Origin of the sequence: Curtobacterium sp. TXMA1, from assembly GCF_020162095.1 — a bacterium.
Taxonomy (GTDB): domain Bacteria; phylum Actinomycetota; class Actinomycetes; order Actinomycetales; family Microbacteriaceae; genus Curtobacterium.
Genome location: NZ_CP083910.1, coordinates 2,323,373 through 2,348,959, shown reverse-complemented (window position 1 = coordinate 2,348,959; position 25,587 = coordinate 2,323,373). Strand labels below are relative to the sequence as shown.

Genomic DNA, 25,587 nt, shown 5'->3' with positions numbered 1-25,587 from the left:
AGCACTTGAACCCGAGCGTCCCGGTCGCACGTCGCGCACCGAGCCTCCGCGCCTCGCTGGGCATCGGCGAGCGGTTGTTCGCGACCCCGTCCGAGCGGCGCTTCATCAGCGCCGTGGACGACGGGCTCGAGCTCGTCGAACAGGGCCTCGAGGAGGCCATGCGGTCGACCGACACGCTGGCGGACACCACGAGTCGCTACCTGCTCTCGGCGGGCGGCAAGCGCATCCGGCCGACCCTGACCCTGCTCATCGCGCAGCTGGGCAACGGCGTGACGGACGCCGTGGTGAAGGCCGCGGTGAGCATCGAGACCACGCACCTGGCGTCGCTGTACCACGACGACGTCATGGACGAGGCGCCGGTCCGTCGCGGGGTGCCCGCCGCGCACGTGACCTACGGCAACAACGTCGCGATCCTGACGGGTGACCTACTGTTCGCACGGGCCAGCCTGATCACCGCCGACCTCGGCACCGAGGGCATCCGCATGCAGGCGGAGACCTTCCAGCGGCTCTGCATGGGACAGCTGCACGAGACGACCGGACCACAGCCCGACGACGACCCCGTCGAGCACTACATCCAGGTGCTCAGCGACAAGACCGGGTCGCTGATCGCCACCGCCGCCCGCGCGGGCGTGATGTTCTCCGGCGCCGACCGTGCCTACCTCGACGCCGTCGGCACCTTCGGCGAGAAGGTGGGCGTTGCCTTCCAGCTCGTGGACGACGTCATCGACCTCGCCCCCGCGAAGGACCGCACCGGCAAGATCGCCGGGAACGACCTGCGCGCCGGCGTCGACACGCTGCCCCTGCTGCAGCTCCGGCGCCTCGCCGCCGGTGACGACGGTGCGGCCGCGCTGCTCGTCCGCATCGAGCACGACGTCAAGGACGCCCCCGACGACGCCGTGGACTCCGCGCCCTACCAGTCGGCCGTCACCGCGCTCCGCGAGCACGAGGCGACCACCGCGACCCGCGCCGTCGCCGTCCGCTGGGCGGAGGAGGCGGTCGCAGCCCTGGAACCGCTGCCCGACGGCACCGTGAAGCGCGCACTGACGCGGTTCGCCGAGTCCGTCGTCGAGCGCAGCCGCTGAACCGGGAGGCGCGCCGCCGCCCGGGAGCGCCCCGACCGAACGAACTGGAGACATCAGTGCCCACCCTCCGAATCGCCATCGTCGGCGCCGGTCCCGCCGGCATCTACGCCGCGGACATCCTGCTGCGCGAGGCGCACGGCACCGACGTGTCGATCGACCTCTTCGAACAGCTGCCCGCACCCTACGGGCTGGTCCGCTACGGCGTCGCCCCGGACCACCCGCGCATCAAGGGCATCGTGAACGCGCTGCGCGACGTGCTCGACCGCGGTGTCGTCCGGCTGTTCGGCAACGTGCGGTTCGGCCGTGACATCACGATGGACGACCTCAAGCAGCACTACCACGCGGTGCTCTTCTCGACCGGCGCGATCAAGGACGCCGAGCTCGACGTCCCCGGCATCGACCTCGACGGCTCCTACGGTGCGGCCGACTTCGTCAGCTGGTTCGACGGGCACCCGGACGTGCCGCGCACCTGGCCGCTGACGGCGTCGAGCGTCGCGGTGATCGGCAACGGCAACGTCGCGCTCGACGTGTCGCGCATCCTCGCGAAGCACGCGGACGACCTGCTGCCGACCGAGATCCCGGCGAACGTGTACGAGGGCCTCAAGGACTCCCCGGTGACCGACGTGCACGTCTTCGGCCGACGCGGTCCGGCGCAGGTGAAGTTCACGCCGCTGGAGCTCCGTGAGCTCGGCGAACTCCGCGACGTCGACATGGTCGTGTACGACGAGGACTTCGACCACGACGAGGCGTCGCTCACCGCGATCCAGACCAACAAGCAGGTCATGGTGATGAACCGTGTCCTGGAGCAGTGGCGCACGCGCGAGGTCGGGCAGGCCAGCCGGCGGCTCCACCTGCACTTCTGGGCCAAGCCCGTCGAGATCGTCGGCGAGGACGGCCACGTCACGGCGCTGCGCTACGAGCGTACCCGGCCGAACGGCGAGGGCGGCGTCGAGGGCACGGGGGAGATCCGCGAGCTCGCCGTGCAGGCCGTCTACCGCGCGGTCGGCTACTTCGGCTCCCCGCTGCCCGGCGTGCCCTTCGACGAGACGACCGGCGTGATCCCGAACCGCGAGGGCCAGGTGCTCGACGAGGACGGCTCGCCCGTCCCCGGCGTCTACGCCACGGGCTGGATCAAGCGCGGCCCGGTCGGCCTGATCGGGCACACGAAGTCCGACGCGATGGAGACCGTCCAGCACATCGTCAACGACCAGGCGTCGTGGTGGACCCCGGCCGACCCGGCGCCCGAGGCGGTCCCGGCACTGCTCCGCGAGCGCGGGGTGGAGTACACGGACCTCGACGGCTGGCACGCGCTGGACGAGCACGAGCAGGCCCTGGGCGCCGCGGAGGGCCGTGAGCGCATCAAGGTCGTGCCCCGCGACGAGATGGTCGACGTCTCGCTCCGACGCGTCTCGTCGCCGACGATCTGATCGTCGCACGATGACCGCCGCACGCCCCGCACCGCCCGCCGCGATGCGGGGCGTGCTCGTCGCGCCCGGTCGCCTGCAGGGCGTCGACGTCGCGCGGGCGCTCGCGCTCCTCGGGATGATGGCCGCCCACGTCGGCGGCATCGCGGACGAGGTCGACTGGAGCGATCCCGCCACGTGGTCCGCCGTGGCGCACGGGCGGCCGTCGACCCTGTTCGCCGTGCTGGCAGGCGTCTCGATCGGCCTGACGAGCGGTCGGACGGACCCGCCCGGACCCCCGGCGATCGGACGGATCCGGGCACGGCTCGCGATCCGGGCGGTGGCGGTGGTCGCCGTCGGGCTCCTGCTGATGGCCCTCGGCACGCCGGTCTACGTGATCCTGCCCACGTACGGTGTGCTGTTCCTGCTCGTGCTCCCGGTGCTCCGGTGGCGGCCGGTCGGGCTGCTCGTGGCCGCCGCGGTGTGCGCGCTGCTGTCGCCGGTCGTCGCGCTCGCGGTCGTCCCGCTGTACGCGGGCGCCGGGATGTGGGAGGTCCAGCTCGGACTCGTCTACCCCGTGGTCACGTTCCTGGCGTACGTCCTGGTCGGGCTCGCGGTCGCCAGGGTCGGTCTGGAGGCGCGGCGTGCGCAGGTCGCGCTCCTCGCGTCCGGCGTGCTGGTCGGCGTCGTCGCCTACGTGCTCGGGAACGTCCTGGCGCCGGTCCCGCCCGGCGCCGTCTTCGAGGCGTTCCCTGGGGTGCCGTGGGCGCCGGACGGCAGCGGGGGAGCGTCGGCCCTCGCGCAGCTGCTGCTGTCCCCGCGCGACCACTCGTCGTCGGTCGTCGACGTCGTCGGGACCGCCGGGGTCGCGGTGGCGGTGGTCGCCCTGTGCACGCTGGTGTTCGACGGTCGTGGTCGGGCCGCCGCGCGGATCGCGTTCCCGCTCGCGGCGGTCGGGTCGATGCCGCTGACGGTCTACGCGGGGCACCTGGTGGTGATCGCGCTGCTGCCGGAGTACCCGCAGTCCGGGACGGTGTGGGCGTGGTTCGCGATCGGGTCGGTGCTCGTCGCGATGCTGTGGCGTGCGTTCCTCGGGAGCGGTCCGCTCGAGCGCCTGGTCGCGCGCCTCACCCGTCTGGTACCGGCCGCACGCTGACGACGGGCGCCGCGCCTCCCTGCCGGGGACCTACTGCAGGGCGGCGGTGAGCCGCGCGACGTTGTCGAGGACCTGCGACCGACGCGGGCGCTCGAGCCACGCGTCCAGCGTGAGCTCGAACGACGCGTCCTTGTACGCGTCCTGCACCCCGCGGAGCGCGTCGACGAAGCGGCGGCCGCGCACCATCACGGAGACCTCGAGGTTCAGGCTGAAGGACCGCATGTCCATGTTGCTGGACCCGATGACCGACACGTCGTCGTCGATGGTGAAGTGCTTCGCGTGCAGGATCGTCGGGGCGCGGTAGAGCCAGATCCGCACGCCGGCGCGGAGGAGTTCCTCGTAGTACGAGCGCTGCGCGTGCCACGTCATCGCGTGGTCGCCCATCTCGCCGACGAAGAGCTCGACCGCGACCCCGCGCTGGGCGGTGGTCGTGATCGCGTAGAGCATCGAGTCGTCGGGGACGAAGTAGGGCGAGGTGATCGAGACCTTCTCCTGCGCGGAGTACAGCAGCGCGTTGAAGAGGCGCAGGTTGTTCTCGCCGTCGAACCCGGGCCCGGACGGCACGACCTGGCAGTCGAGCGCGTCGCCGCGGTCGGCCCGCTGGACCGGGTCGCTCTCGCGGAGCAGGAGCTCGTCGGTCTCGCTGTACCAGTCCGTCACGAACAGCGCGTTGAGCCCCGCGACGACCGGCCCCTCGAAGCGGGCGAACAGGTCCTTGTAGACCATGCCCTTCTCGATGTGCGACTTCAGGTCGTACGACGGGTCGATCAGGTTCTGCGACCCGGTGAACGCGACCGAGCCGTCGACCACCATGATCTTCCGGTGGTTGCGCAGGTCGGGGCGCTGGAACTTCCCCTGCAGCGGCTGCAGCGGGAGCATGAGGTGCCACTCGATGTTCGCCCGGTCGAGGAACGCGAGCGTGTCCTTGTAGCCCGGGTACCCGCGGCTCGCCCAGTGGTCGAGCAGGAACCGGACCGTGACGCCGCGGGCCTGCGCCCGGGCGAGGGCCTCGAAGTACGGCCGCGTCGTGTCGTCGAGCGTCGCGATGTAGAACTCGACGTGCACGAAGCGCCGCGACTGGTCGATCGCGCGGGTCATCTCCTGCACCGACTCGTACGAGTCGGGGTAGAGCTCCGCGGAGTTGCCGCCGACGAGCGGCATCGCGCCGAGCTCGCGGTTCAGCGTCGTCACGCTCTCGAGCCACGGCGGCCAGGGGTGGTCGCGGCGCACCCGTTCGATGCCCTCGGTCTGCTCGAGGATGTACGCGTTGATCTCGGTCTGCTTCTCGCGACGTGCCTTCGGCAGCTTCGTCGACCCGATGACGAGGAAGACGATGAACCCGATGTACGGGATCAGGAAGATCGCGAGCAGCCAGGCCGTCGCGGTCTGCGGCTTCCGGTTGTAGGGGACGTAGATGATCGAGAAGACGCGGATCGCCAGGTCCAGCAGGACCAGGAGGACGGTGACCGCGACGCCGAGCCAGTGCTCCACGGGGTGCGGCGCTAGCGGAAGTTGATGAACTGCAGCGGCACGTCGAACTCTTCACCCTTGAGGAGCTGGATCGTGTTCTGGAGGTCGTCGCGGCTCTTCGAGGAGACGCGGAGCTCGTCACCCTGGATCTGGCTCTTCACGCTCTTCGGGGCGTTCGCACGGAGGAACGCACCGATCTTCTTCGCGACGTCCTGCTCGATGCCGTTCTTGAACTTCACCTCGATGCGGTACTCCTTGCCCGAGGGGTAGGGGTCGCCGGCGTCCAGGCTCTTCAGCGAGATGTTCCGCTTGATCGCCTTGCTCTGCAGCACGTCGAGGACGGCCTTCGCGCGCTCCTCGGAGTTCGCCTTGATGAGGACGTCCTCGCCGCTGAACGCGATCGACGCGTCGGCGCCCTTGAAGTCGTACCGCTGCTCGATCTCCTTGGCGGCCTGGTTGAGGGCGTTCTCCGCCTCCATCTTGTCGACCTTGCTGACCACGTCGAAGGAACTGTCTGCCATGCCGGACAGCCTAACGGCGCGGCGCGGTCCCGGTTCGGTGGTCACGAGCACCCTCCGGAGTCCGGTATGCTCTTCAGCGCGCCTTCGGTTGGTGACCACACCGGCCGGGTGCGCACACGGCAAGTTACCCAAGCGGCCAAAGGGATCTGACTGTAAATCAGCCGGCGTAGCCTTCGGGGGTTCGAATCCCTCACTTGCCACAGCAGACAGCACAAGACAAACAGCCCCGTCCGGATCGGACGGGGCTGTTGCCGTTCCCGGGCCGGTGCCGTTGCTCGCGCCGGTCTCGGGCTTGCGGCCTTCCTGGTCGCGATCCGGCAGGCTTGGGGGCATGCCCGACACGCTCAGCCCAGCTCAGTTCGCCGACCTCGCCGAGTCGATCGCCCGAGAGGCAGCCGCCCTCGCCGCGCGCCGACGTGCGGAGGGTGTCGAGGTCGCCGACCGGAAGTCGAGCATCGTCGACGTCGTGACGGCGGCCGACCGCGAGGTCGAGTCACTCGTCCGTGCCCGGATCGCCGAGGCCCGACCCGACGACGGCTTCCTCGGTGAGGAGTCCGGCGCGGGCACCGGCTCGTCGGGCATCACGTGGGTGGTCGACCCCATCGACGGCACGGTCAACTACCTGTACGGCAGCGAGCAGTACGGGGTGAGCATCGGCGTCGTCCGGGGGAGTGCGGACCCGACGCAGTGGGAGGCGCTCGCGGGCATCGTCGTGGCGCCGGCGACGGGCACGGTGTACCGCGCGGTGGCCGGCGAGGGCGCGACGCGCGACGGGGTCCCGCTCCGGGTGTCCGCGCCCGCATCGCTCGCCGAGGCGCTCGTCGCGACGGGCTTCGGCTACACCGCGGACCGCCGTCGTGAGCAGGTTGCGGTGCTCGCCGGTCTGATCGGCGAGGTCCGGGACGTCCGGCGTGCCGGAGCCGCGTCGCTCGACTGCTGTGCGGTCGGCGCCGGCACCGTCGACGCCTACTACGAGCGCGGGATCAACCCGTGGGACATGGCGGCCGGGTCGCTCGTCGCGGCCGAGGCCGGGGCCGACGTCCGGATCTGGGAGGCCGGCGGCACGCGGTCCTTCCTGTTCGCCGCGCCTGCGGTCGCGGACGAGCTCGAGGCCCTCGTGCGCGGGCTCGAGTCCGCGGTGCTCGGGGGCTGACCGCCGGGCGGAGCCTGTGCTGCGTGCCCTGCACGGTCGTGCACGCGACTGGCGGCGCGGGACGGCCCCTGCTAGCGTGCTGCAGTCCCGTTACCTGCTCGTTACCAACGAGCGCCTCGTGCCCCGATCAGGATCAGCCCCGAACACATGCCCCACGCCTCACAGCCGACCGCGACGACGCCCACCCGCCCCGAGACCGCGACCGAACCGGTCGTGCACCTGACGCGACGCGCACGCATCGAGGCCGAGCGTCGTGCCGCTGCGACGGAGGTCCGTCCTGCGGTGCAGGCGACGGCGGCGGTCCCCGGGTCCGTCGCCGGGCCGTCGTTCGACGAGCTCGTCGCACCCACGACGCCGGCGGCCCCGGTGTCGCCCATCGACCTCGCGCCGAGCTCACCCGTCCTGCCCGCGCCGTCAGCGGGTGCGGTGACCCCGCCCGCCCCCGCGTCACCGGACGTGGCGCCCGCGGTGGACGCCTCGCGCGCGCCCACCCCGGTCGTCGAGCCGGTCCGCCCGTCGGTCGCGCAGCGCTCCGTGACCGCCCCGTCGTCCCGCGGCGGTCGTGCGTCGCAGACCGGCCGCGTCCGCGACCGGCGGACGGCCTCCTCCGCGCGTGTCGACCGCGCGACCCGGCACATCGGCAGTGCGCCGACGCCGGCGGTCGTGGCGGGCGTCGCGCGCGGTGACGCCCTCCGGCGGAACGCCTCGCGCGTCACGGCGGTCGGGGCGCTGCTCTTCGCCGCCGGCCTGGTCGTCTCGACGTCGCTGCCGGCTCAGGCGCTCTGGGTCCCGCAGGCGGACAGCACCACGGCCCGGGCCACTGCCGCAGGCGACGGTCAGTCGCTCAGCGTGGGTGACGGTGCCGCCGATGCGGAGACCACCCGCGACCAGTACTCGGTCACGTCCGCCACGCAGTACAAGAACGTGGACGCGTCGACCTTCACGAACGACCCGAACGGGTCCATCCAGTGGCCGTTCCTGACGGGCGTGCCGATCACGTCGGGCTTCGGCGGCCGCCAGGTCGAGGGCTGCTCGTTCTGCTCGACGAACCACATGGGCGTCGACTTCGCCCCGGGCGAGGGCACCCCGATCCGCTCCGTCGCGGCGGGCACCGTGATCAAGGTGCAGGCGCACGACGGCGGGTTCGGCAACGACGTCTGGGTGCAGCACGACGTCGACGGCAAGCAGTTCGTCAGCGTCTACGGGCACATGAAGGACGGCACGTTCAAGGTCGTCACCGGCCAGGAGGTCGCCGTGGGGGACGAGCTCGGCGAGGTCGGCTCGACCGGCAACTCGACCGGACCCCACCTGCACCTGGAGATCCACGTCGGCGGCGTCCCGGTGGACCCGCTCGCCTGGCTCCGCGCGAACGCGAACTAGCGGTGGAGCGGCGGCACGCCCGGGCGTCGCGTCCGGTTCCCGACCACCGCCGCACGTCTGCTACGCTCGTCTGGTGCCGCCGAGCGGCACTCGCCCCGATAGCTCAGTGGTAGAGCACTTCCATGGTAAGGAAGGGGTCGTCAGTTCAATCCTGACTCGGGGCTCCGACCCGGAGCGGTAGTCGCTCCGGATCTCTGGCGGGGTAGCTCAGTTGGTTAGAGCACACGACTCATAATCGTGGGGTCACGGGTTCAAGTCCCGTCCTCGCTACCACAGGCCCGGCGGCCAGATCGCCGGGCTTTCGTCGTTCCTGGGCCACCGGGACACCGGGACATCGGGCCACCGGAATCGGCGTGCCGCGCGGTCTGCGCGCCCGCTCCTCCCCGCCATGGGTGGTGTACCCGGTGCGATCGGGCATCCCTGGTCGATCGGCCGTACCAGGTACGCACCTTCCGACCAGGTACGCGCCTCCCGACCAGGTACGCACCTCCCGACCAGGTGCACCTGGGCCGCCCGCGGTTCAGCGCGGGGGAGCGGTCAGCACGCCGGCGGCCCGGAGCGCCCGCTCGAGCGTCGCCTCCACCTGCTGCCAGGCGCTCCGCCGACGTCCTGCCCCGATGCTCCCGCCGGACACCGCCGTGACGTGGTGCGCGTGCCGGAGCGTGAGCGTGGTCGACGTCCCCGTGACGGTCGTCGAGAGCTCGTAGCGTCGGAACTCCCGGGACGGGTGCACGAGTGCGCCGAGCAGGATCGTCAGCAGGCGGTTGCCGGTCGTCGCGGTGATCGTGCCACCCGTCGACTCCACCCGGTGTCCCGCCTGGCGGAGCGCCGCGCCGGCGACCTCCATCGCGGTGCACCGGTCCCCCGTGTGGACCGCGTACTCGGTCGTGTGCTCCATCGATCCCTCCCCGTCCCCGGAGTCGTGCCGTCGGCGTCCCCCCGGACACCGTGCGCCGAGCATAGCCGAATCATCCTCATCGAAGGACCGTGTGTCGAGGGTGCTCGGTAGACTCGCGACCGTGTCAGTGAACCCCGAGCTCGTCGGCAGGACGTTCCCGCCGGCCCAGCCCTACCTGGTCGGTCGCGAGAAGGTGCGCGAGTTCGCGCGCGCCGTGTTCGCGACGAACCCGATCCACCACGAGCCGGACGCCGCCCGCGCCGCCGGGTACGCCGACGTGGTCGCACCGCCGACCTTCGCCGTCGTCGTGCAGGAGGCCACGCTCGCGCAGCTCCTGGCCGAGCCGGACGCCGGCATCGACTTCTCCCGTGTCGTGCACGGCGAGCAGTCCTTCACGTACGACCGGCCGATCGTGGCCGGCGACGAGTTGACCGCCACGCTCACCGTCACGAGCGTGAAGACCCTGGGCGGGAACGCCATGGTGACCGCCGAGAGCACGATGCAGGACGCCTCGGGGGAGCACGTCGTCACCGCGACCTCCACCCTCGTGGTCCGAGGAGACGACGCATGACCACCGCACCCGCCACCGCGCTCGAGGTCGGCGCCGTCGTCGCCGAGCGCGAGGTCCACCTGACCCGCGACGCGCTCGTCCGCTACGCCGGTGCGTCGGGGGACTTCAACCCGATCCACTACCGCGACGACGTCGCCGCGTCCGTCGGCCTCCCCGGCGTGCTCGCGCACGGCATGCTCACCATGGGCCTCGCCGTCCAGCCCGTCGCCGAGTGGCTCGGCGACCGCGGGTGGGTCCAGCGCTACGGCGTCCGCTTCACCCGCCCGGTCATCGTCGACCCGGAACAGGGTGCGACCGTCGGCGTGGTCGCCAAGGTCGGCACGGTCGACGACCAGGGCCGTCCGCAGCGCATCGACCTCACCGTGACCGCCGCCGGGCAGACCGTGCTCGGCAAGGCGCAGGTCACGGTGGTGTTCCGCTGACCGTGGAGACGCGACTGGCCGACCTCACGACGTTCCGGGTCGGTGGCCCCGCGGCCACCCTCCTGGTCGCGGACACGACCGACGAGCTCGTGACGCACGCGCAGACCGCGTGGCAGGACGACGAGTGGCTCGTTGTCGGCGGCGGCAGCAACCTGCTCGTGGCCGACGACGGCTTTGCCGGCACCGTCGTCCTCGTCCGCACGCACGGCGTCGACGCCGAACCGGACGTGGACGGCGTCACCGTCCGCGTCGCGGCCGGCGAGCCGTGGGACCGGTTCGTGGCGACGACCGTCGAGAACGGCTGGACCGGCCTGGAGGCCCTGAGCGGCATCCCGGGCACGGTCGGTGCCGCCCCCGTGCAGAACATCGGCGCCTACGGGGTCGAGCTCTCCGACGTGCTCGCCCGCATCGAGTTCCTCGACGCGTCGACGGGGGAGCGCGCGTGGGTGGACGCCGCCGAGCTGGCGCTCGGCTACCGCACCTCGACGCTCAAGCACGGGCGCCGGGGCGTGGTGCTGACGGTCGAGTTCCGCCTCGGCACGACCGTCGACCAGGGTGTCCCGGTCCGTTACGCCCAGCTCGCCGGCTCGCTCGGTGTCGACCTCGGCACCCCGGTCGCGCCGATGACGATCCGCGAGACCGTGCTGCGGCTCCGGGCCTCGAAGGGCATGGTGCTCGACGACGCCGACCCGGACACCTGGAGCGCCGGGTCCTTCTTCACGAACCCCATCGTGTCCGCGGCGTTCGCCGAGACGCTCCCCGCCGACGCGCCGCGGTGGCCGGCCGGCGACGACGTGAAGCTCAGCGCCGCGTGGCTCATCGAGCACGCCGGGGTGCACCGCGGGTACGCGGTCCCCGGGTCGCAGGCCGCGATCTCGTCGAAGCACACCCTCGCGTTGACGAACCGCGGCGGGGCGTCCGCCGCCCAGGTGGCCGAGCTCGCGCGGTACGTGCAGGTGACCGTCCTGAACCGCTTCGGGGTCTCGCTGGTCCCGGAGCCGGTCGTCGTGGGGGACCTGCTCGCCGCGAGCTGATCACCGGACGCACGCCGGCCCTCCAGGACGACGAACGGCCCACCTCGTCGAGGTGGGCCGTTCGTCGTTCCCCGTCTACGCCGAGAAGAACTCGGTCAGGCGCCGGACACCCTCGGCGATGTCGTCGTCGCCCAGCGCGTACGACATGCGGATGTAGCCGGAGGGACCGAAGGCCTCGCCCGGCACGACCGCGACCTCGGCGTGCTCGAGGATCAGGTCCGCGAGCTCGAGCGTCGTCGTCGGGGTCGAGCCCGCCCACTCGCGGCCGAGCAGTGCCGTGACGTCGGGGTAGACGTAGAAGGCACCCTTCGGCGTCGGCGTGACGAAGCCGGGGATCGCGTTGAGCCCGTCGACGATCGCGCGGCGGCGGCGGTCGAACGCCTCGCGCATCGCCTGCACGGGCTCCTGTGGGCCGGTGAGCGCCGCGATCGCCGCACGCTGCGACACGTTCGCGACGTTGGACGACAGGTGTGACTGCAGGTTCGACGCGGCCTTCACCGCGTCGGCCGGGCCGATGAACCACCCGACCCGCCATCCGGTCATGGCGTAGGTCTTGGCGACGCCGTTGACCAGGATCGTCGTGTCCGCCAGGGCCGGCACGGCGTCGAGGATGCCCGTGAAGGTGACGTCGTCGTAGACCAGGTCCTGGTAGATCTCGTCGCTGAGGACCCAGATGCCGTGCTCGAGCGCCCACTCGCCGATGGCCCTCGTCTGCTCGGCCGAGTACACCGAGCCGGTGGGGTTCGAGGGCGAGCAGAACAGCAGCGCCTTGGTCTGCGGCGTGCGGGCCGCCTCGAGCTGCTCCACCGTGACGAGGTAGTCCTGCTCGCTGCCGGCGAAGACCTCGACCGGGGTGCCGCCGGCCAGGCGGATCGCCTCGGGGTAGGTGGTCCAGTACGGGGCCGGGAGGAGGACCTCGTCGCCCTGGTCCACGATCGTCTGGAAGGCCTGGTAGACGGCCTGCTTGCCGCCGTTGGTGACGATGACCTGCGACGGGTCGACCGTGGTGCCGGACTCGCGAGCGGTCTTCTCGGCGATTGCCCGCTTCAGCTCGGGCAGACCCGTCGCGGGCGTGTAGCGGTGGTTCGCGGGGTCCTGCACGGCCAGGACGGCCGCGTCGACGACGTGCTGGGGCGTCGCGAAGTCCGGCTCACCCGCGGCGAACGAGATCACCGGGCGGCCGGCGGCCTTCAGCGCCTTCGCCTTGGCATCGACCTTCAGGGTCGCGGACTCCGCGATCGCGGCGATGCGCGACGCGATGCGCGGACGGTCGGCGGACGCGTCGATCGTGGTCTGCGCGTGCTCGGGGGTGGTGGACTCGGGGCCGGGGGCTGCGGTGCTCACGGCCACGAGCCTACCGGCGCGGCACGCCGGGGGAGCGGCCGAGTGGACAGCGTGTGACGGACTCCCGTACACTCGACCACCGGCGCACGGAACGGTGACGGAACGTGTGCCAGGGGGTCTCGACCCTCACAGGGCGGTGGCTCAATTGGTAGAGCAGCGGTCTCCAAAACCGCAGGTTGCAGGTTCGAGTCCTGTCCGCCCTGCAAGTCTGGAAGGTGTGAAGGTGGCGAGCAAGGACATCGAGACGACGGCGGACGACGTCGTCGCGAAGGCCAAGGCCGACCGTGCTCAGCGTGGTGGCCCGATCGCCGCCGTCGTCCTCTTCATCCGCCAGGTCATCGGTGAGCTCCGCAAGGTCGTCACGCCGACGCGCAAGGAGCTCTTCACCTTCACCGGCGTCGTGCTCGTCTTCGTCGTCGTGATGATGATCCTGGTGTCGATCCTCGACTTCGTCTTCGGTCTCGGGGTCGGCTACGTGTTCGGCAACGGTCCGACGGTCTGATCCGTCGTCGACCGGCCGGTCCGACAGCGGCCGGCCGCGTCCGTCCACCTGGCCGGACACGGACAGGAGTACGGTCTCCCCGAGACGGCGACGGACGCGAACCGCTCCGGCCACTCACCCGATCCGCACCACCGAACGGAAAGAACCGCAGTGTCTGACTACTCCCGCGACGACATCGACCTCGCCACGGCTGCTGAGCAGTCCTCCGAGGTCGAGGAGAACCAGGAAGGCGACGTCGAGACCGCCGAGGGCCGTTCGGTCGAGTCCGCCGAGGAGCGCGCGATCTCCGTCGAGGACGAGGACGACGACTCCCTCGGTCTGAGCGACGAGCCGGACGACGGCACGGTCGACGCCTCCGTCGACGAGACGCTCACCGCACTGGCCGAGTCCCGCGACCCCGAGGCGGACGCCGTCGTGGACGACGCGCTCGAGATCGACTCCGCCGACGAGGCCGAGGCTGCGGTCGAGGCCGTCGAGGACGAGGAGGAATCCGAGCTCGAGGACGCCACGGCAGCCGAGGCGAACGAGACGCTCGCCGCGGACGAGGCCCTCGACGCCGACGACGAGCCCGCCGAGGTCGACCCGTACGACGCCTTCAAGGCCGAGCTGCGGATGAAGCCGGGCAAGTGGTACGTCATCCACTCCTACGCGGGCTTCGAGCGCCGCGTGAAGTCGAACATCGAGAACCGCATGATCTCGATGTCGATGGAGGACTCGATCTACCAGGTCGAGGTCCCGATGGAGGACGTCGTCGAGATCAAGAACGGGCAGCGCAAGCTGGTCACCCGGGTCCGGATCCCCTCGTACGTGCTCGTCCGCATGGACCTCAACGAGGACTCGTGGTCGGTCGTCCGCCACACTCCCGGCGTCACCGGCTTCGTGGGCAACGCCCACAACCCGACGCCGCTGCGCTTCGACGAGGCGTTCGGCATGCTGAAGTCGCTCGTCCAGGTCGCCGAGGCCGCGCCCACCAAGGGCGGCGCGAAGTCCGGCGGTGCCGCGCAGGCGCAGCCCCAGGCCGAGGTCGACTTCGAGATCGGCGAGACGATCACGATCAAGGAGGGCTCGTTCGCTGGTCTGCCGGGATCGATCTCGGAGATCAAGCCGGAGAGCGGCAAGCTCACGGTCCTCGTCTCGCTGTTCGAGCGTGAGACCCCGGTCGAGCTGAGCTTCGACCAGGTCACCAAGCTCTAGTTCGTCCCAGGGCGTCGACCCGGTCCGACCGATCGGGTAGACTACTGAGGTTTGGCCCCGCGTGCTGTGGCATGCGGGGCTTCACCGCGGTCCGGATCCGCCGGGCCAGCGGGAGAGTGCACGGGTCCCCGTGCGTTCGATTCCAGGAGGAAGCACAACATGGCACCGAAGAAGAAGGTCACGGGCCTCATCAAGCTGCAGATCAACGCGGGCTCCGCCAACCCGGCCCCGCCGATCGGTCCTGCGCTCGGTCAGCACGGCGTGAACATCATGGAGTTCTGCAAGGCGTACAACGCCGCGACCGAGTCGCAGCGCGGGAACGTCGTGCCGGTCGAGATCACCGTCTACGAGGACCGTTCGTTCACGTTCGTCCTCAAGACCCCGCCGGCCGCAGAGCTGATCAAGAAGGCCGCGGGTGTGCAGAAGGGGTCCTCGACCCCGCACACGGTCAAGGTCGCGAAGATCTCGATGGACCAGGTCCGTCAGATCGCCGAGACCAAGCAGGCCGACCTGAACGCCAACGACATCGAGCAGGCCGCGAAGATCATCGCCGGCACCGCTCGTTCGATGGGCATCACGGTCGAGGCGTAAGCCTCAGCGCCCCACACACCCCGACCCCTTTCCGTGGGAGAGCCTCGCCGGCTCGTCAACCACGTAGCTCTGCGAGGAGAACACCATGGCGAAGAAGTCCAAGGCCTACCAGGCCGCGGCCGCGAAGATCGAGGCCGACAAGTTCTACACCCCGACCGAGGCCGTCGCCCTCGCGAAGGAGACCGGCTCGGCGAAGACCGACTCCACCGTCGAGGTCGCGCTGAAGCTCGGCGTCGACCCCCGCAAGGCCGACCAGATGGTCCGCGGCACGGTCATCCTGCCGCACGGCACGGGCAAGACCGCCCGCGTCATCGTCTTCGCCGTGGGCGCTGCGGCCGAGGCCGCGATCGCTGCCGGTGCCGACGAGGTCGGTGGCGACGAGCTCATCGCGAAGGTGGCCGAGGGCTACACCGCCTTCGACTCCGCCGTCGCGACGCCGGAGCTCATGGGCAAGGTCGGTCGTCTCGGCAAGGTGCTCGGCCCGCGTGGCCTCATGCCGAACCCGAAGACCGGCACCGTGACCCCGAACGTGGCGCAGGCCGTCAACGACATCAAGGGCGGCAAGATCGAGTTCCGCGTCGACAAGCACGCCAACGTGCACTTCGTCGTCGGCAAGGCCTCGTTCACGCCGGAGCAGCTCGACGAGAACATCTCGGCCGCGCTCGAGGAGATCGTCCGCCTCAAGCCGTCCGCGTCGAAGGGTCGCTACATCACGAAGGGCGCCGTCTCGACGACCTTCGGACCGGGCATCCCGCTCGACGTCAACGCCATCTGATCGACTGATCGGATCGGAGGACCCGCACCGGATCGGTGCGGGTCCTTCTGCGTTCACGAGCGGTCAGCCGGATAGCGTGGCACCGTGCGGACACTCGTCAACTCCCTCCGGCTCGTCACCGTGATCGCTGTCGTGGCCGCGGTGCTCGGCCAGTGGCTCGTCAGCTCCACGCTCCCGGCGTACAACCCGTTCAACTTCTTCGGATACTTCACGATCCAGTCGAACATCCTCATCGGCATCGCGTTCGCGGTCACCCTCGTGGCGGCGGCCCGACGCAAGCGTGCCGACCTCGGAGTGAGTGTCCTCCGTGGCGCAGCGACGGTCTACATCGCCACCACCGGCATCGTCTACAACACGCTGCTCGTCGGCGCTGCCGTCGAGAACACGGTCCCGTGGTCGAACGACCTGCTGCACAAGTGGATCCCGCTCTACGCCGTGCTCGACTGGCTGCTGTTCTCCGACCGCGCGCGACTGCTCTTCCGCCACATCTGGTGGTTCCTGCTCTACCCCGCGGTCTGGACGCTCGTCGTCCTGGTGCGCGGTGCGACGGACGGCTGGGTGCCGTACCCGTTCCTGGACCCGTCGCAGGGCTACGGCGTCGTCACGCTGTACTGCATCGGTGTCGGCGTCACGATCGCGTTGCTCGGCGTCCTCGTGGTCGGGATGAGTCGGCTGCGACTCGTGAAGGTCTAGACCCGGAACGCGCGCAGCTTGTCGAGCACCAGGTCGGCGAGCTGCACGAGACCGCGGATCTGGTCGTCGTCGCGGTCGACCCAGCGGCACTCCGGCTCGTCGGCGACGGGCACGAAGTCGTCGTGCCGCTCCCACACGAACAGGGTGCGGTCAGCACCGAGGACGTACTGCTGCCACCAGACCTGTCGCAGGTAGTGCCGGGGGATGCTCCGCCACGCCTTGCCGGTGGTCTTGATCTCGGCGAGCACGAGGCGCTCGGACGCGTCGTACCCGACACCGTCCGGGGTGGCGAGGTGTGCCCGGTTCGTGCTCGCGTGGAACAGGTGCGCGGACGGCTCGATGCCGTGCGTGGCAGCGACCCAGGCGGCGATGACGGGTTCACGGTCCTTGCCGTGCTCGGTCCAGGCGTTCCCGGAGAACCGGGAGCCGTACCGCTTCTCGGCCACGACCGCCTCGACCGCCCGCAGCGACGCGAGCCGTGCGACGTCGGTGGCGGTGATCCCCATCGCGCGGGCGCGGAGCCAGGCCACCCGGTCGGACGAGTGTGCCACGATCCGTTCGGTGTGCCCGCGGAGCGCGGTGAACGCGTCGTGGACGCCCGCTGTGGAGCGCGGACCCACGGCGGACCGCCCGACGGGAGCGGTCGCACGTGCAGCCGACCGAGCGCCGGACGCGGCCGGCGTGGCGGAGGCGGGGAGAGCCTCCAGGCCGGGGTCCAGGTCGCCCCACAGGGTGGGCTGCACGATCGTCACCCGACGATTCTCACCCCGCGGGCCGACACGGCGCGAACCGACGCGCGCGGCGTCCGCCCTCAGGAGACGAGCGCTCGTCCCTCCGCGGGGGCGACGAGTTCGTCGACACCGGCGGGGGAGAGCGCGTAGCCGATGGCCAGCGCGGCCGCGCCCTGCAGTGCGGCGACCGAGCCGGCGCGGGACTGCGCGATCACGAGGTGCTCGGTGGCGAGCGGCATCGAGCGGGCGTAGACGACCTCGCGGACGCCGGCGAGCAGGTGCTCCCCGGCGCGTGTGATCGAGCCGCCGAGCGCGATCACCGACGGGTTGACGAGGGAGACGCACGTGGCGAGCACTTCGCCGATGTCCCGGCCGGCCTGGCGGACGGCGCCGATCGCGTCGAGTTCGGAGCGCTCGACCAGTGCGATGACGTCACCGCTGGTGTGCACGTCGTGGCCCTTCGCCCGCAGCGCGCGCGCGATGGCGGGACCGGAGGCGACCGCCTCGAGGCAGCCGGTGTTGCCGCAGTGGCACGGGACGTCGCCGGCGCGCGACACCCGCACGTGACCGATGTCGCCCGCGGTTCCCTGCGCGCCGCGGCGGAGCTGGCCGTCGGAGACGATGCCCGACCCGATGCCGGTCGCCACCTTCACGAAGAGCAGGTGGTCGACGTCCGGCCAGCCGTGCGCCCGTTCGCCGAGCGCGGCGATGTTGACGTCGTTGTCGAGCAGGACGTGCGCGGACAGGTGACCCCGCAGCCACCCGGGGACGTCGAAGCCGTCCCACCCCGGCATGATCGGCGGGTTCGCCGGCCGCCCGGTGGAGAACTCGACGGGACCGGGCACGCCGATGCCCATCGCGACGACGTCGTCGCGGGCGCGGCCGACCTCGTCGAGCAGTGCGTCGACGGTCTCGACCAGCCAGGTGAGCGTGGGGACCGGGCCGGCGGCGATGTCGATCGCGGCCTCCCGTGTCGCGAGCGGTGCACCGACGAGGTCGGTGACGGCGACACGTCCGTGCGAGGCGCCGAGGTCCGCGGCGACGACGAGTCGGGCGCGGGGGACGAGGGCGACCTGGGCCGGAGGGCGGCCGCCGGTCGACGCCGCGGTCTCGACGGGACCCACGAGCCCCACGTCGACGAGGGCGTCCAGGCGCACGGCGATCGTCGAGCGTGCCAGTCCCGTCAGGGCGGCGAGCTCCGCCCGGGTCCGCGGCACACCGTCGCGGAGGATCTGGAAGAGCTCGCTCGCTCCGACCGGAGGCGACGCTGCCGTCCGGGTGAAGTCGACCATGTCGGGAGTGAAGCACACATCGAACGCGCCACGCAACGAAGACTGTCGACGGAGACACAACTTTTGCTTGACCGCCGACAGAAGCGGTCATAGTGTGACGCTCGATCACTGACGATCCACCATCTCGACGAGGAGAACCCCTGGTGACACAACCCCTGTCGGTCCAGCTCTACACGGTGCGGGACGCCCTCTCGGCGGACCTGCCGGGCACGCTGCGGCGCATCGCGTCCATCGGCTACACGAACGTCGAGGCCTTCGGGTTCGTCGACCGTGCCGAGGAACTGCGCGACGCCCTCGCCGCCGCCGGCCTGCAGGTCCCGAGCGGTCACGCCCGCCTGCTGGACGCCGGGGAGCAGGACCTCGAGCGCATCTTCCATGCCAGCGTGACGGTCGGTCTCGGCACCCTGATCGACCCGCACATCGACGAGGCGCGGTGGACGACCCGCGAGGACGTCGAGGCGATCGCCCGCGAGCTCAGCGCACTGGCTCCCCGCGCCGCAGACCACGGGCTCGTGCTCGGGTACCACAACCACGCGTTCGAGTTCTCGAACCGCATCGACGGCGTGAGCGCCTACGAGGTCTTCGCGGACGCGCTGTCCGACGACGTCGTGCTCGAGCTCGACACCTACTGGGCGAAGGTCGGCGGTGACGACCCGGTGGCCGTGCTGCAGCGCCTCGGCGACAAGGTGCAGTTCCTGCACGTCAAGGACGGCGACGGGTCGCACGACGACAAGCAGCAGGTCGCCGTGGGGAACGGCGTCATGCCGATCCGCGACATCGTCGCCGCGGCGCCCGACGCCCTGCACGTCGTCGAGCTCGACGACCACGAGGGCGACGTGTTCCAGGCCGTGGCCGACTCCTACACGTTCCTCGAGGGGGCCCGGGCATGACCGACACGACCGCAGCCACCGCGTCTCCCGCCGTCGACGGCGCCCGCCGCACCGGACCGGTCGGTGTCGGCGTCATCGGTGCGGGCGTCATCTCGGACCAGTACCTGTCGAACCTCACGGTGTTCCCCGACGTCGAGGTCCGCTTCATCGCCGACATCGACGAGCCCCGTGCCGCCGCCCAGGCCGAGAAGTGGGGCGTCGCCGGGTCCGGCTCGGTCGAGCAGCTCCTCGCCGACGACGACATCGAGATCGTCGTCAACCTGACGATCCCCGCCGCGCACGTCGAGGTCGCCCTGCAGGTCCTCGCCGCCGGCAAGCACGTCTGGGGGGAGAAGCCCTACGCCCTCGACCGCGCCAGTGCCGCCGAGCTCCGCGACGCGGCACGTGCCGCGGGCAAGACCGTCAGCGTGGCGCCGGACACGTTCCTCGGCGCAGGGCTCCAGACCGCGCTCCGCGTCGTCCGCGAGGGCCGGATCGGCACCCCGCTCAACGGCCTGACGCTCTTCCAGAGCCCCGGCCCGGAGTCGTGGCACCCGAGCCCGGAGTTCCTCTTCGCACACGGAGCCGGACCGCTGTTCGACATCGGCCCGTACTACATCACCACCCTGGTGCAGGCGTTCGGTCCCGTCGCGAAGGTCACCGCCACCGCGTCGAAGGCCCGTGCCACGCGGACGATCGGCTCCGGCCCGAAGGCGGGCACCGAGTTCCCCGTCGAGGTCCCGACGAACCACTCCGCGCTCATCCAGTTCGAGCACGGCGGGAGCGCGCAGAGCGTGTTCTCGTTCGAGTCGGACCGCGGTCGCACCGGCTTCGTCGAGATCGCGGGGGAGACCGGCACGGTCGTGTTCCCGGACCCGAACGAGTTCGACGGCGACACCGAGCTGTACGCGCACGGTGCCGAAGAGGCCGAGACGATCCCCGCGGTCGGTTCGACGTACTCGCGCGGCACCGGCGTGGTCGACCTGGCCCGTTCGCTCCGCGCCGGCGAGGAGAACCGGGTCCCCGGCGCCCTCGCCTTCCACGTCCTCGACGTGATGGTCTCCATCGCCGAGGCAGCCGAACGTGGTGAGACCGTGCTCGTGGAGAGCACCGTCGAACCCTCCCCGACCCTCCCCGAGGGCTGGGACCCCGCGGCGTCCACCCTGTCCTGACGGACGGCGTCCCCGGTCGACGTCGACCGGGGCCGGGACACCGCACCACACAGCAGCACCCGACAGCACGACCAGCACCACCGCACCACCTCCTGCACCACCTCAACGACGAGAAAGTAGAGAGTCATGCGCACTGCCATCCGCGCACTGGCCATCACCGCGGCCGCGGCACTCACCGTGACCGGCCTCGCAGCCTGCTCCTCGGGATCGTCCGGTTCGTCCGGCGACTCGAAGACGCTCACCTACTGGGCGTCCAACCAGGGCACGTCCCTGCAGAACGACAAGGAGGTGCTCACCCCCGTCCTCGAGAAGTTCACCAAGGAGACCGGGATCAAGGTGAACCTCCAGGTCATCGGTTGGAACGACCTGCAGACGAAGATCACCACTGCCGTCACCTCGGGTCAGGGCCCGGACGTGGTGAACATCGGCAACACCTGGGCGACCTCGCTCCAGGCCACCGGCGCCTTCCAGGAGTTCGGCGACTCGGAGATGAAGGCGATCGGCGGTGCCGACAAGTTCGGCAAGGTCGCGCTCTCCACCGGCGGTGCCCCCGGCAAGACCGTCACGAGCGTCCCGCTCTACGGTCTCGCCTACGGCCTGTACTACAACAAGCAGATGTTCCAGGACGCCGGCCTGCAGGCACCCACCACGTGGGAGGAGCTGACGGCGGACGCCAAGAAGCTCACCACGGGCGACCAGTACGGCTTCACCATCGCCGGTGGGTCCTACACCGAGAACGCCCACTTCGCGTTCATCAACTCGGCGCAGAACGGTGGCGAGTGGTTCGACAAGGACGGCAAGCCGACCTTCACCGAGAAGGCGAACGTCGACGGCATCAAGCGCTACCTCGACCTGATGCAGTCGGACAAGGTCGTCAACACCTCGAACGCTCAGTACGACAACGGCACGCAGGCGGTGTCGGACTTCGCGAACAAGAAGGCCGCGATGATGCTGACGCAGAACAACGCGAACGCCACCATCACGTCCAACGGCATGTCCGCTGACCAGTTCGGCGTGGTGCCCTTCCCGGCACCCGAGGGCGCGGAGGACATCGCGTCCTTCCCGGCCGGCATCAACCTGTCGATCTTCAAGAACACGAAGAACAAGGACGGCGCGCTCGAGTTCGTGAAGTTCATGACGAGCGAGTCGACGCAGAGCACGCTCGACAAGCCGTACTCGGCCCTGCCGGTGCTCGCCTCCGCTGCCGACTCGGTCACCGACGAGCAGACGAAGACGTTCCTCGACATCTACAACAACAAGGCGAAGCCGCTCCCGCTGGTGCCCGCCGAGGACCAGTTCGAGTCGACGGTCGGCAAGGCGATGAACGACATGTTCGCCAAGATCGCCACCGGCGGCACGGTGTCGGACAGCGACATCAAGACGGCCCTGCAGACCGCGCAGGACCAGGTCTCGCAGTCGGTCGGTTAATCGGCCGGGAGGCCCGGGGTGCGTCCGCAGGACGCGCCCCGGGCCTCGCCCCTCCACACCCGGCCCCGCGCCGGGGGTGAGCCGATCGGCTCACGCTGGTCGATCCTCCAGGCCGCTGCCACGGCCCGGCGGACGACGCACCCGATCCCGTCATCGCCGGAAGGCCACCACCCATGACCACCTCGGTCCTGCCCGACTCCGAGCGCATCGACCTGACCCGTACGAAGGCCCCGACCCTGTCGGGGCCGCAGCCGGGTCGGAAGCCGAAGCGCCACTGGCTGCCGTACGCGCTCGTCGCACCCGCCGTCCTGTTCGAGCTGCTGATCCACATCGTGCCGATGCTCACCGGCATCTGGATCTCGTTCGTCCAGCTCACCAAGTACTTCATCGCGAACTGGGGTGCCGCGCCCTTCGCCGGGCTGCGCAACTACTCGGTCGCCATCGACTTCGACCAGGCCATCGGCAAGGGCGTCCTCAACTCCTTCCTCATCACCTGCGGCTACACGATCATCGTCGTCGCCCTGGCGTGGACCTTCGGCATGGCCGCGGCGGTCGCACTGCAGAAGCCGTTCAAGGGACGCGGGCTCTTCCGCACGCTGTTCCTCGTGCCCTACGCGCTGCCGATGTACGCCGGCATCATCACCTGGAAGTTCATGTTCCAGCGGGACTCGGGTGCCGTGAACCACGTCCTCGTCGACCAGCTCGGGCTGTTCGGCGGGCAGGGGCCGTTCTGGCTGATCGGCTCGAACGCGTTCGTGTCCGTCGTGGTCGTCGCGATCTGGAAGACCTGGCCCTTCGCGTTCCTCATGCTCATGGCCGGGCTGCAGTCCGTCCCGAACGACGTGTACGAAGCCGCGTCGGTGGACGGCGCGAAGCCCTTCCGCCAGTGGCGCTCGATCACGCTGCCGATGGTCCGACCGGTGAACGTGACGCTCGTGCTCGTGATGTTCCTCTGGACGTTCAACGACTTCAACACGCCCTACGTGCTGTTCGGCTCGACCGCGCAGCCGCCGGCCGCCGACCTGCTCAGCTTCCACATCTACAACGCGTCGTTCATCACCTGGAACTTCGGCTCCGGCGCCGCGATGAGCGTCCTGCTCCTGCTCTTCCTGCTCATCGTCACGGGCATCTACCTGGCCGTGACCAACCGGAGGTCCGTCCGTGCGTGAAACAATGGGCGCCAAGTCCTTCAAGGTCGTCACGATCGTCCTGCTGACGCTGTTCACGGTCGTGCCGCTCTACGTGATGATCACCACCGCGATGAAGCCGCTCGGTGACGTGCAGAACAACTTCACGTGGATCCCGACCACCATCACCTTCCAGCCGTTCATCGACATGTGGTCCACGGTGCCGCTCGCGAAGTACTTCGTGAACTCGCTCGTGGTCTGCACGATCGCGACGCTGTTCTCGCTGATCATCGCGACGTTCGCGGCCTACGGTGTCTCGCGGTGGAACTTCCGGGGCAAGAGCACCTTCACCACCGCGGTGCTCTCCACCCAGATGTTCCCGGGTGTGCTGTTCCTGCTGCCGCTGTTCCTCATCTTCACGAACCTCGGCAACGCGCTCGGCATCCAGCTCGTCGGGTCGTGGCTCGGCCTCATCATCACCTACCTGACGTTCACGCTGCCGTTCTCGATCTGGATGCTCTCGGGCTACTTCGAGACGATCCCGCGGGAGCTCGACGAGGCCGCGATGGTCGACGGCTCCGGTCCGATGGGTGCGCTGTTCCGGGTGATCCTGCCGTCGGCCCGTCCCGGTCTGGTCGCGGTCGGCATCTACTCGTTCATGACCGCGTGGGGCGAGGTCCTCTTCGCCTCGGTGATGACGAACGGCGACGGGCAGCTGCTCGCGAACGGTCTGCAGCAGTACTCCACGCAGACGAACGTGTACTGGAACCAGATCATGGCGGCGTCGCTCGTCGTGTCGATCCCGGTCGTGGTGGCGTTCCTCATCGTGCAGCGCCAGTTCGTGGCCGGCCTGACCGCGGGCGCGGTGAAGTAGGCGGAGCGCTCTCGCTCGCTCGGACGGTTCCCGCTCGGCACTTCCCGCTCGAGCAGTTCCCGCTCGAGCAGTTCCGCGAAAGCGACAGATCTGCGGCAACGGTTGCCGGAGATCTGTCGCTTTCGCGCATGAGACAGGATGGACGGATGACCGGGACACGCGGTCGGCAGCTGCTGCCGGGACAGACCAGTCGGGTGCACGTGTACGACGTGGCCTCGCGGACGAGGCGGCTCGTGTTCGAGTCGGACACGGTGCTCGTCGAGGCGCCGAACGTCCTCGACGACCGCACGCTCGTGCTGAACGGCGACGGTGACCTCTGGCTGCTGCCGCTCCCGGAGCCCGGCGACGACCGCGTGCTCGACGAGACCGCGCTCGTGCCGGTGCCGATGCCCGGGGTCGACGAGATCAACAACGACCACGTGCTCGACCCGTCGGGAGAGTCCGTCGTGGTGAGCGCCCGGGACGGCGAGCTGTACCGCGTGCCGCTGCCCGAGGGCGGCTCCTCATCGCGCATCACCGACACGCCGGCGGCGCTGCCGGTCGTGCGGAAGTACTACCTGCACGGCATCGCGCCGGACGGGTCGGCGCTCGCGGCGATCGTGGGGGAGCGGACGCCGGAGGGCGTCTGGACGACCGACGTCGCCCTCGTCGACCCGGTGTCCGGAGCCACGACGTTCCTGACCCGGGACGAGCACCCGGACGACGGCTGCGCGATCACCCCGGACGGCTCGACACTCCTGTTCAACACCGAGCGCTTCACCCCGGGCACCGCGCAGCTCGCAGCGCTCCGGCTCGACGGCGACGGTGGTACGGGGGACCCGGTCCGGATCGCCGTCGAAGACCGGGTCGACTGGTTCCCGCACCTGTCCCCGGACGGCGCGCACCTGCTCTACCTGTCGTACGAGCCCGGCGTGCAGGGCCACCCCGCCGACCACCGGGTCGAGCTCCGGCTGCTGCCAGGGGCCCTGGCACGGGGTGCACGGATCGCCGTCCTGCCCGAGACCCTGGTTGTGCTCGACGGCGGCCAGGGGACGGTCAACGTGCCGCCGTGGTCGCCGGACTCGCGCTGGTTCGCGTACTGCGACTACCCCATGGCCTGAGCCGGTCCGGTCGGGGGGCACACGTCGAGGTCCGGGACGACGCGGGTCAGCCGGCGTCGCCGTACGTGCGGCGCAGGTGCTCGGCGTAGCCGCCGGGGGTCCGTCCGGCGAAGCGGCCGCTCGTGACCACCGGCAGCTCGGTCGTCGCCCGGACGTCGAGCCCGAGCGCCCGCGCCCGTTCCACCAGTCGGACGTCCTCGTGCTCCGGGACGGGGTCGAACCCGCCGAGTGCGATGTCGGCGTCCGCGCGCACGCCGAGGTTCGCGCCGTGCACGTGCCCGAGCGTGGCTCCCGGCGGGTGCGCCGCCCGCCAGCGGTCGAGCACGGCGGGGTCGAGGTCGTCCGGGTCGGGGACCACCGCACCGACGAGCAGGTGCGCCCCGGCGAGCAGCGCGTCCACCTGCTGGACGAGCCAGTCCGGGTGGACCCGGGAGTCGGCGTCCGTGTGGGCGAACCAGTGCCGGTCCGGCGCGGCCGTGCGGGGCAGCGCCCGGGCGTGCGCGGTGCCGATCGCCCGGGCACGGCCCACGCCGACGCGCGACGAGGTCTGGACGCGGAGGCGTCCCGTCCGCCAGACCGGGTCCGTCTGCCGGGTTGCCTCGACGATGCCGGCCGTGCCGTCGGTGCAGCCGTCGAGGACGAGCGTGACGCCGGACCGGACCGACGGGTGCGCGGTGCGCAGGGTCGTGACCGCCGCGGCCAGCGCGTCGAGGGCGGCGCGCATCGTGCCCTCCTCGTCGTGCACGGGGACGACCACGTCGACGCGGGCGGCGCTCACCGGACGAGCCCCTCGGCACGGGCGGCG

At 70.7% G+C, this 25,587-nt stretch carries 26 protein-coding genes and 4 tRNA genes; 23 read left to right on the top strand and 7 right to left on the bottom strand.

Translation table 11 applies throughout. The features are described 5' to 3' along the window. The first annotated feature begins 5 nt into the window (after positions 1 to 5). Genes LCG91_RS11055 through LCG91_RS11045 form a run of 3 tightly spaced genes read left to right on the top strand, consistent with a single transcriptional unit; the run spans position 6 to position 3,641 of the window. Positions 6 to 1,082, top strand: a complete 1,077-nt coding sequence (locus tag LCG91_RS11055; RefSeq protein WP_058730197.1) for a polyprenyl synthetase family protein — start codon at positions 6 to 8, stop codon at positions 1,080 to 1,082. Positions 1,083 to 1,138: 56 nt separating this feature from the next. Then, entirely contained in the window at positions 1,139 to 2,509 is a 1,371-nt protein-coding gene (locus LCG91_RS11050; protein ID WP_224441393.1) for an FAD-dependent oxidoreductase, read from the top strand. A gap of 10 nt (positions 2,510 to 2,519) precedes the next feature. Further along, on the top strand, positions 2,520 to 3,641 hold the full coding sequence (locus LCG91_RS11045) for a heparan-alpha-glucosaminide N-acetyltransferase domain-containing protein (protein ID WP_224441392.1): 1,122 nt from the start codon (positions 2,520 to 2,522) through the stop codon (positions 3,639 to 3,641). A gap of 30 nt (positions 3,642 to 3,671) precedes the next feature. On the opposite strand, the gene cls is transcribed toward LCG91_RS11045, so the two are convergent. After that, positions 3,672 to 5,132 carry a cardiolipin synthase gene (gene cls / locus LCG91_RS11040; RefSeq protein WP_224441391.1) on the bottom strand — a complete coding sequence of 487 codons (1,461 nt, stop codon included), beginning with the start codon at positions 5,130 to 5,132 and terminating at the stop codon, positions 3,672 to 3,674. A gap of 11 nt (positions 5,133 to 5,143) precedes the next feature. Next, positions 5,144 to 5,632 carry a YajQ family cyclic di-GMP-binding protein gene (locus tag LCG91_RS11035; RefSeq protein ID WP_058730193.1) on the bottom strand — a complete coding sequence of 163 codons (489 nt, stop codon included), beginning with the start codon at positions 5,630 to 5,632 and terminating at the stop codon, positions 5,144 to 5,146. 118 nt (positions 5,633 to 5,750) lie between these two features. Between LCG91_RS11035 and LCG91_RS11030 the strand changes: the two genes are divergently transcribed. The 5 genes from LCG91_RS11030 to LCG91_RS11010 all read left to right on the top strand — a co-directional run bounded on the left by LCG91_RS11030 (position 5,751) and on the right by LCG91_RS11010 (position 8,438). Beyond that, positions 5,751 to 5,832: transfer RNA gene (locus LCG91_RS11030), tRNA-Tyr, on the top strand. Positions 5,833 to 5,963: 131 nt separating this feature from the next. Further along, the gene (locus tag LCG91_RS11025) at positions 5,964 to 6,785 is read left to right on the top strand and encodes an inositol monophosphatase family protein (protein ID WP_058749025.1); all 822 of its coding nucleotides are present in this window, start codon (positions 5,964 to 5,966) and stop codon (positions 6,783 to 6,785) included. A 147-nt stretch (positions 6,786 to 6,932) separates the two neighbouring features. Further along, a complete protein-coding gene (locus LCG91_RS11020; protein ID WP_224441390.1) occupies positions 6,933 to 8,165 on the top strand; it encodes a M23 family metallopeptidase in 1,233 nt (410 codons plus the stop codon). Positions 8,166 to 8,257: 92 nt separating this feature from the next. Then, a tRNA-Thr gene (locus LCG91_RS11015) sits at positions 8,258 to 8,329 on the top strand. 32 nt (positions 8,330 to 8,361) lie between these two features. Next, a tRNA-Met gene (locus LCG91_RS11010) sits at positions 8,362 to 8,438 on the top strand. Positions 8,439 to 8,685: 247 nt separating this feature from the next. Here the strand turns inward: LCG91_RS11010 and LCG91_RS11005 are convergent. Then, the gene (locus LCG91_RS11005) at positions 8,686 to 9,063 is read right to left on the bottom strand and encodes a hypothetical protein (protein ID WP_058727443.1); all 378 of its coding nucleotides are present in this window, start codon (positions 9,061 to 9,063) and stop codon (positions 8,686 to 8,688) included. 121 nt (positions 9,064 to 9,184) lie between these two features. Here LCG91_RS11005 and LCG91_RS11000 point away from each other — a divergent pair, with 121 nt between their 5' ends. Genes LCG91_RS11000 through LCG91_RS10990 form a run of 3 tightly spaced genes read left to right on the top strand, consistent with a single transcriptional unit; the run spans position 9,185 to position 11,090 of the window. Then, on the top strand, positions 9,185 to 9,634 hold the full coding sequence (locus tag LCG91_RS11000) for a MaoC family dehydratase N-terminal domain-containing protein (RefSeq protein ID WP_082687594.1): 450 nt from the start codon (positions 9,185 to 9,187) through the stop codon (positions 9,632 to 9,634). After that, on the top strand, positions 9,631 to 10,056 hold the full coding sequence (locus tag LCG91_RS10995) for a MaoC/PaaZ C-terminal domain-containing protein (protein WP_224441389.1): 426 nt from the start codon (positions 9,631 to 9,633) through the stop codon (positions 10,054 to 10,056). The genes LCG91_RS11000 and LCG91_RS10995 overlap by 4 nt, the downstream gene beginning before the upstream one ends. Next, positions 10,053 to 11,090 (top strand): UDP-N-acetylmuramate dehydrogenase, encoded by a 1,038-nt coding sequence (locus LCG91_RS10990; RefSeq protein WP_058749891.1) that lies wholly within the window; start codon positions 10,053 to 10,055, stop codon positions 11,088 to 11,090. The genes LCG91_RS10995 and LCG91_RS10990 overlap by 4 nt, the downstream gene beginning before the upstream one ends. A 75-nt stretch (positions 11,091 to 11,165) precedes the next feature. On the opposite strand, the gene LCG91_RS10985 is transcribed toward LCG91_RS10990, so the two are convergent. After that, the gene (locus tag LCG91_RS10985) at positions 11,166 to 12,377 is read right to left on the bottom strand and encodes a pyridoxal phosphate-dependent aminotransferase (RefSeq protein ID WP_224443135.1); all 1,212 of its coding nucleotides are present in this window, start codon (positions 12,375 to 12,377) and stop codon (positions 11,166 to 11,168) included. Between the two features lie 187 nt (positions 12,378 to 12,564). On the opposite strand from LCG91_RS10985, the gene LCG91_RS10980 reads away from it, so the two are divergent. The 6 genes from LCG91_RS10980 (at position 12,565) to LCG91_RS10955 (ending at position 16,189) form a co-directional block, all read left to right on the top strand. Then, positions 12,565 to 12,637, top strand: a tRNA-Trp gene (locus LCG91_RS10980). A 20-nt stretch (positions 12,638 to 12,657) separates the two neighbouring features. Then, the gene (gene secE, locus LCG91_RS10975; RefSeq protein WP_058727463.1) at positions 12,658 to 12,936 is read left to right on the top strand and encodes a preprotein translocase subunit SecE; all 279 of its coding nucleotides are present in this window, start codon (positions 12,658 to 12,660) and stop codon (positions 12,934 to 12,936) included. Positions 12,937 to 13,086: 150 nt separating this feature from the next. Continuing rightward, positions 13,087 to 14,130, top strand: coding sequence for a transcription termination/antitermination protein NusG (nusG, locus tag LCG91_RS10970; protein WP_058727447.1), 1,044 nt, complete (start codon positions 13,087 to 13,089; stop codon positions 14,128 to 14,130). Positions 14,131 to 14,289: 159 nt separating this feature from the next. Further along, positions 14,290 to 14,721 (top strand): 50S ribosomal protein L11, encoded by a 432-nt coding sequence (gene rplK / locus LCG91_RS10965; RefSeq protein WP_224441388.1) that lies wholly within the window; start codon positions 14,290 to 14,292, stop codon positions 14,719 to 14,721. An 85-nt stretch (positions 14,722 to 14,806) separates the two neighbouring features. Next, complete coding sequence (gene rplA / locus LCG91_RS10960; protein ID WP_058727448.1) at positions 14,807 to 15,496, top strand: 50S ribosomal protein L1; 690 nt, start codon at positions 14,807 to 14,809, stop codon at positions 15,494 to 15,496. Positions 15,497 to 15,580: 84 nt separating this feature from the next. Then, positions 15,581 to 16,189: a Pr6Pr family membrane protein gene (locus tag LCG91_RS10955; protein WP_224441387.1), complete on the top strand. Its 609-nt coding sequence runs from the start codon at positions 15,581 to 15,583 to the stop codon at positions 16,187 to 16,189. Here LCG91_RS10955 and LCG91_RS10950 read toward each other — a convergent pair. Then, the gene (locus tag LCG91_RS10950) at positions 16,186 to 16,941 is read right to left on the bottom strand and encodes a YqaJ viral recombinase family protein (RefSeq protein ID WP_058749872.1); all 756 of its coding nucleotides are present in this window, start codon (positions 16,939 to 16,941) and stop codon (positions 16,186 to 16,188) included. The two genes, LCG91_RS10955 and LCG91_RS10950, sit on opposite strands and share 4 nt — an antisense overlap. A 59-nt stretch (positions 16,942 to 17,000) precedes the next feature. After that, on the bottom strand, positions 17,001 to 18,212 hold the full coding sequence (locus LCG91_RS10945) for an ROK family transcriptional regulator (RefSeq protein WP_058727451.1): 1,212 nt from the start codon (positions 18,210 to 18,212) through the stop codon (positions 17,001 to 17,003). A gap of 143 nt (positions 18,213 to 18,355) precedes the next feature. Here LCG91_RS10945 and LCG91_RS10940 point away from each other — a divergent pair, with 143 nt between their 5' ends. The 6 genes from LCG91_RS10940 to LCG91_RS10915 all read left to right on the top strand — a co-directional run bounded on the left by LCG91_RS10940 (position 18,356) and on the right by LCG91_RS10915 (position 24,782). Continuing rightward, positions 18,356 to 19,102, top strand: coding sequence for a sugar phosphate isomerase/epimerase family protein (locus tag LCG91_RS10940; protein WP_058749873.1), 747 nt, complete (start codon positions 18,356 to 18,358; stop codon positions 19,100 to 19,102). Then, complete coding sequence (locus tag LCG91_RS10935; RefSeq protein ID WP_058749874.1) at positions 19,099 to 20,253, top strand: Gfo/Idh/MocA family protein; 1,155 nt, start codon at positions 19,099 to 19,101, stop codon at positions 20,251 to 20,253. Before LCG91_RS10940 ends, LCG91_RS10935 begins: the two co-directional genes overlap by 4 nt. A 126-nt stretch (positions 20,254 to 20,379) precedes the next feature. Next, a complete protein-coding gene (locus tag LCG91_RS10930) occupies positions 20,380 to 21,681 on the top strand; it encodes an extracellular solute-binding protein (RefSeq protein ID WP_058727454.1) in 1,302 nt (433 codons plus the stop codon). A gap of 173 nt (positions 21,682 to 21,854) precedes the next feature. Further along, positions 21,855 to 22,850 (top strand): carbohydrate ABC transporter permease, encoded by a 996-nt coding sequence (locus LCG91_RS10925; RefSeq protein ID WP_175415997.1) that lies wholly within the window; start codon positions 21,855 to 21,857, stop codon positions 22,848 to 22,850. Next, positions 22,843 to 23,682, top strand: a complete 840-nt coding sequence (locus LCG91_RS10920; RefSeq protein WP_058727455.1) for a carbohydrate ABC transporter permease — start codon at positions 22,843 to 22,845, stop codon at positions 23,680 to 23,682. The genes LCG91_RS10925 and LCG91_RS10920 overlap by 8 nt, the downstream gene beginning before the upstream one ends. 146 nt (positions 23,683 to 23,828) lie before the next feature. Then, complete coding sequence (locus LCG91_RS10915) at positions 23,829 to 24,782, top strand: TolB family protein (RefSeq protein ID WP_224441386.1); 954 nt, start codon at positions 23,829 to 23,831, stop codon at positions 24,780 to 24,782. A gap of 46 nt (positions 24,783 to 24,828) precedes the next feature. On the opposite strand, the gene LCG91_RS10910 is transcribed toward LCG91_RS10915, so the two are convergent. Further along, positions 24,829 to 25,560: a glycosyltransferase gene (locus tag LCG91_RS10910; protein WP_224441385.1), complete on the bottom strand. Its 732-nt coding sequence runs from the start codon at positions 25,558 to 25,560 to the stop codon at positions 24,829 to 24,831. Positions 25,561 to 25,587 lie beyond the last annotated feature (27 nt).

Excerpts from the sequence above, each read along its gene's own strand:
- LCG91_RS11045 (WP_224441392.1), top strand. The coding sequence starts at position 2,520 with ATGACCGCCGCACGCCCCGCACCGCCCGCCGCGATGCGGGGCGTGCTC.
- LCG91_RS11035 (WP_058730193.1), bottom strand. The coding sequence starts at position 5,632 with ATGGCAGACAGTTCCTTCGACGTGGTCAGCAAGGTCGACAAGATGGAG.
- LCG91_RS11025 (WP_058749025.1), top strand. The coding sequence starts at position 5,964 with ATGCCCGACACGCTCAGCCCAGCTCAGTTCGCCGACCTCGCCGAGTCG.
- LCG91_RS11020 (WP_224441390.1), top strand. The coding sequence starts at position 6,933 with ATGCCCCACGCCTCACAGCCGACCGCGACGACGCCCACCCGCCCCGAG.
- LCG91_RS11005 (WP_058727443.1), bottom strand. The coding sequence starts at position 9,063 with ATGGAGCACACGACCGAGTACGCGGTCCACACGGGGGACCGGTGCACC.
- LCG91_RS10995 (WP_224441389.1), top strand. The coding sequence starts at position 9,631 with ATGACCACCGCACCCGCCACCGCGCTCGAGGTCGGCGCCGTCGTCGCC.
- rplK (WP_224441388.1), top strand. The coding sequence starts at position 14,290 with ATGGCACCGAAGAAGAAGGTCACGGGCCTCATCAAGCTGCAGATCAAC.
- rplA (WP_058727448.1), top strand. The coding sequence starts at position 14,807 with ATGGCGAAGAAGTCCAAGGCCTACCAGGCCGCGGCCGCGAAGATCGAG.
- LCG91_RS10945 (WP_058727451.1), bottom strand. The coding sequence starts at position 18,212 with ATGGTCGACTTCACCCGGACGGCAGCGTCGCCTCCGGTCGGAGCGAGC.
- LCG91_RS10935 (WP_058749874.1), top strand. The coding sequence starts at position 19,099 with ATGACCGACACGACCGCAGCCACCGCGTCTCCCGCCGTCGACGGCGCC.
- LCG91_RS10930 (WP_058727454.1), top strand. The coding sequence starts at position 20,380 with ATGCGCACTGCCATCCGCGCACTGGCCATCACCGCGGCCGCGGCACTC.
- LCG91_RS10925 (WP_175415997.1), top strand. The coding sequence starts at position 21,855 with ATGACCACCTCGGTCCTGCCCGACTCCGAGCGCATCGACCTGACCCGT.
- LCG91_RS10915 (WP_224441386.1), top strand. The coding sequence starts at position 23,829 with ATGACCGGGACACGCGGTCGGCAGCTGCTGCCGGGACAGACCAGTCGG.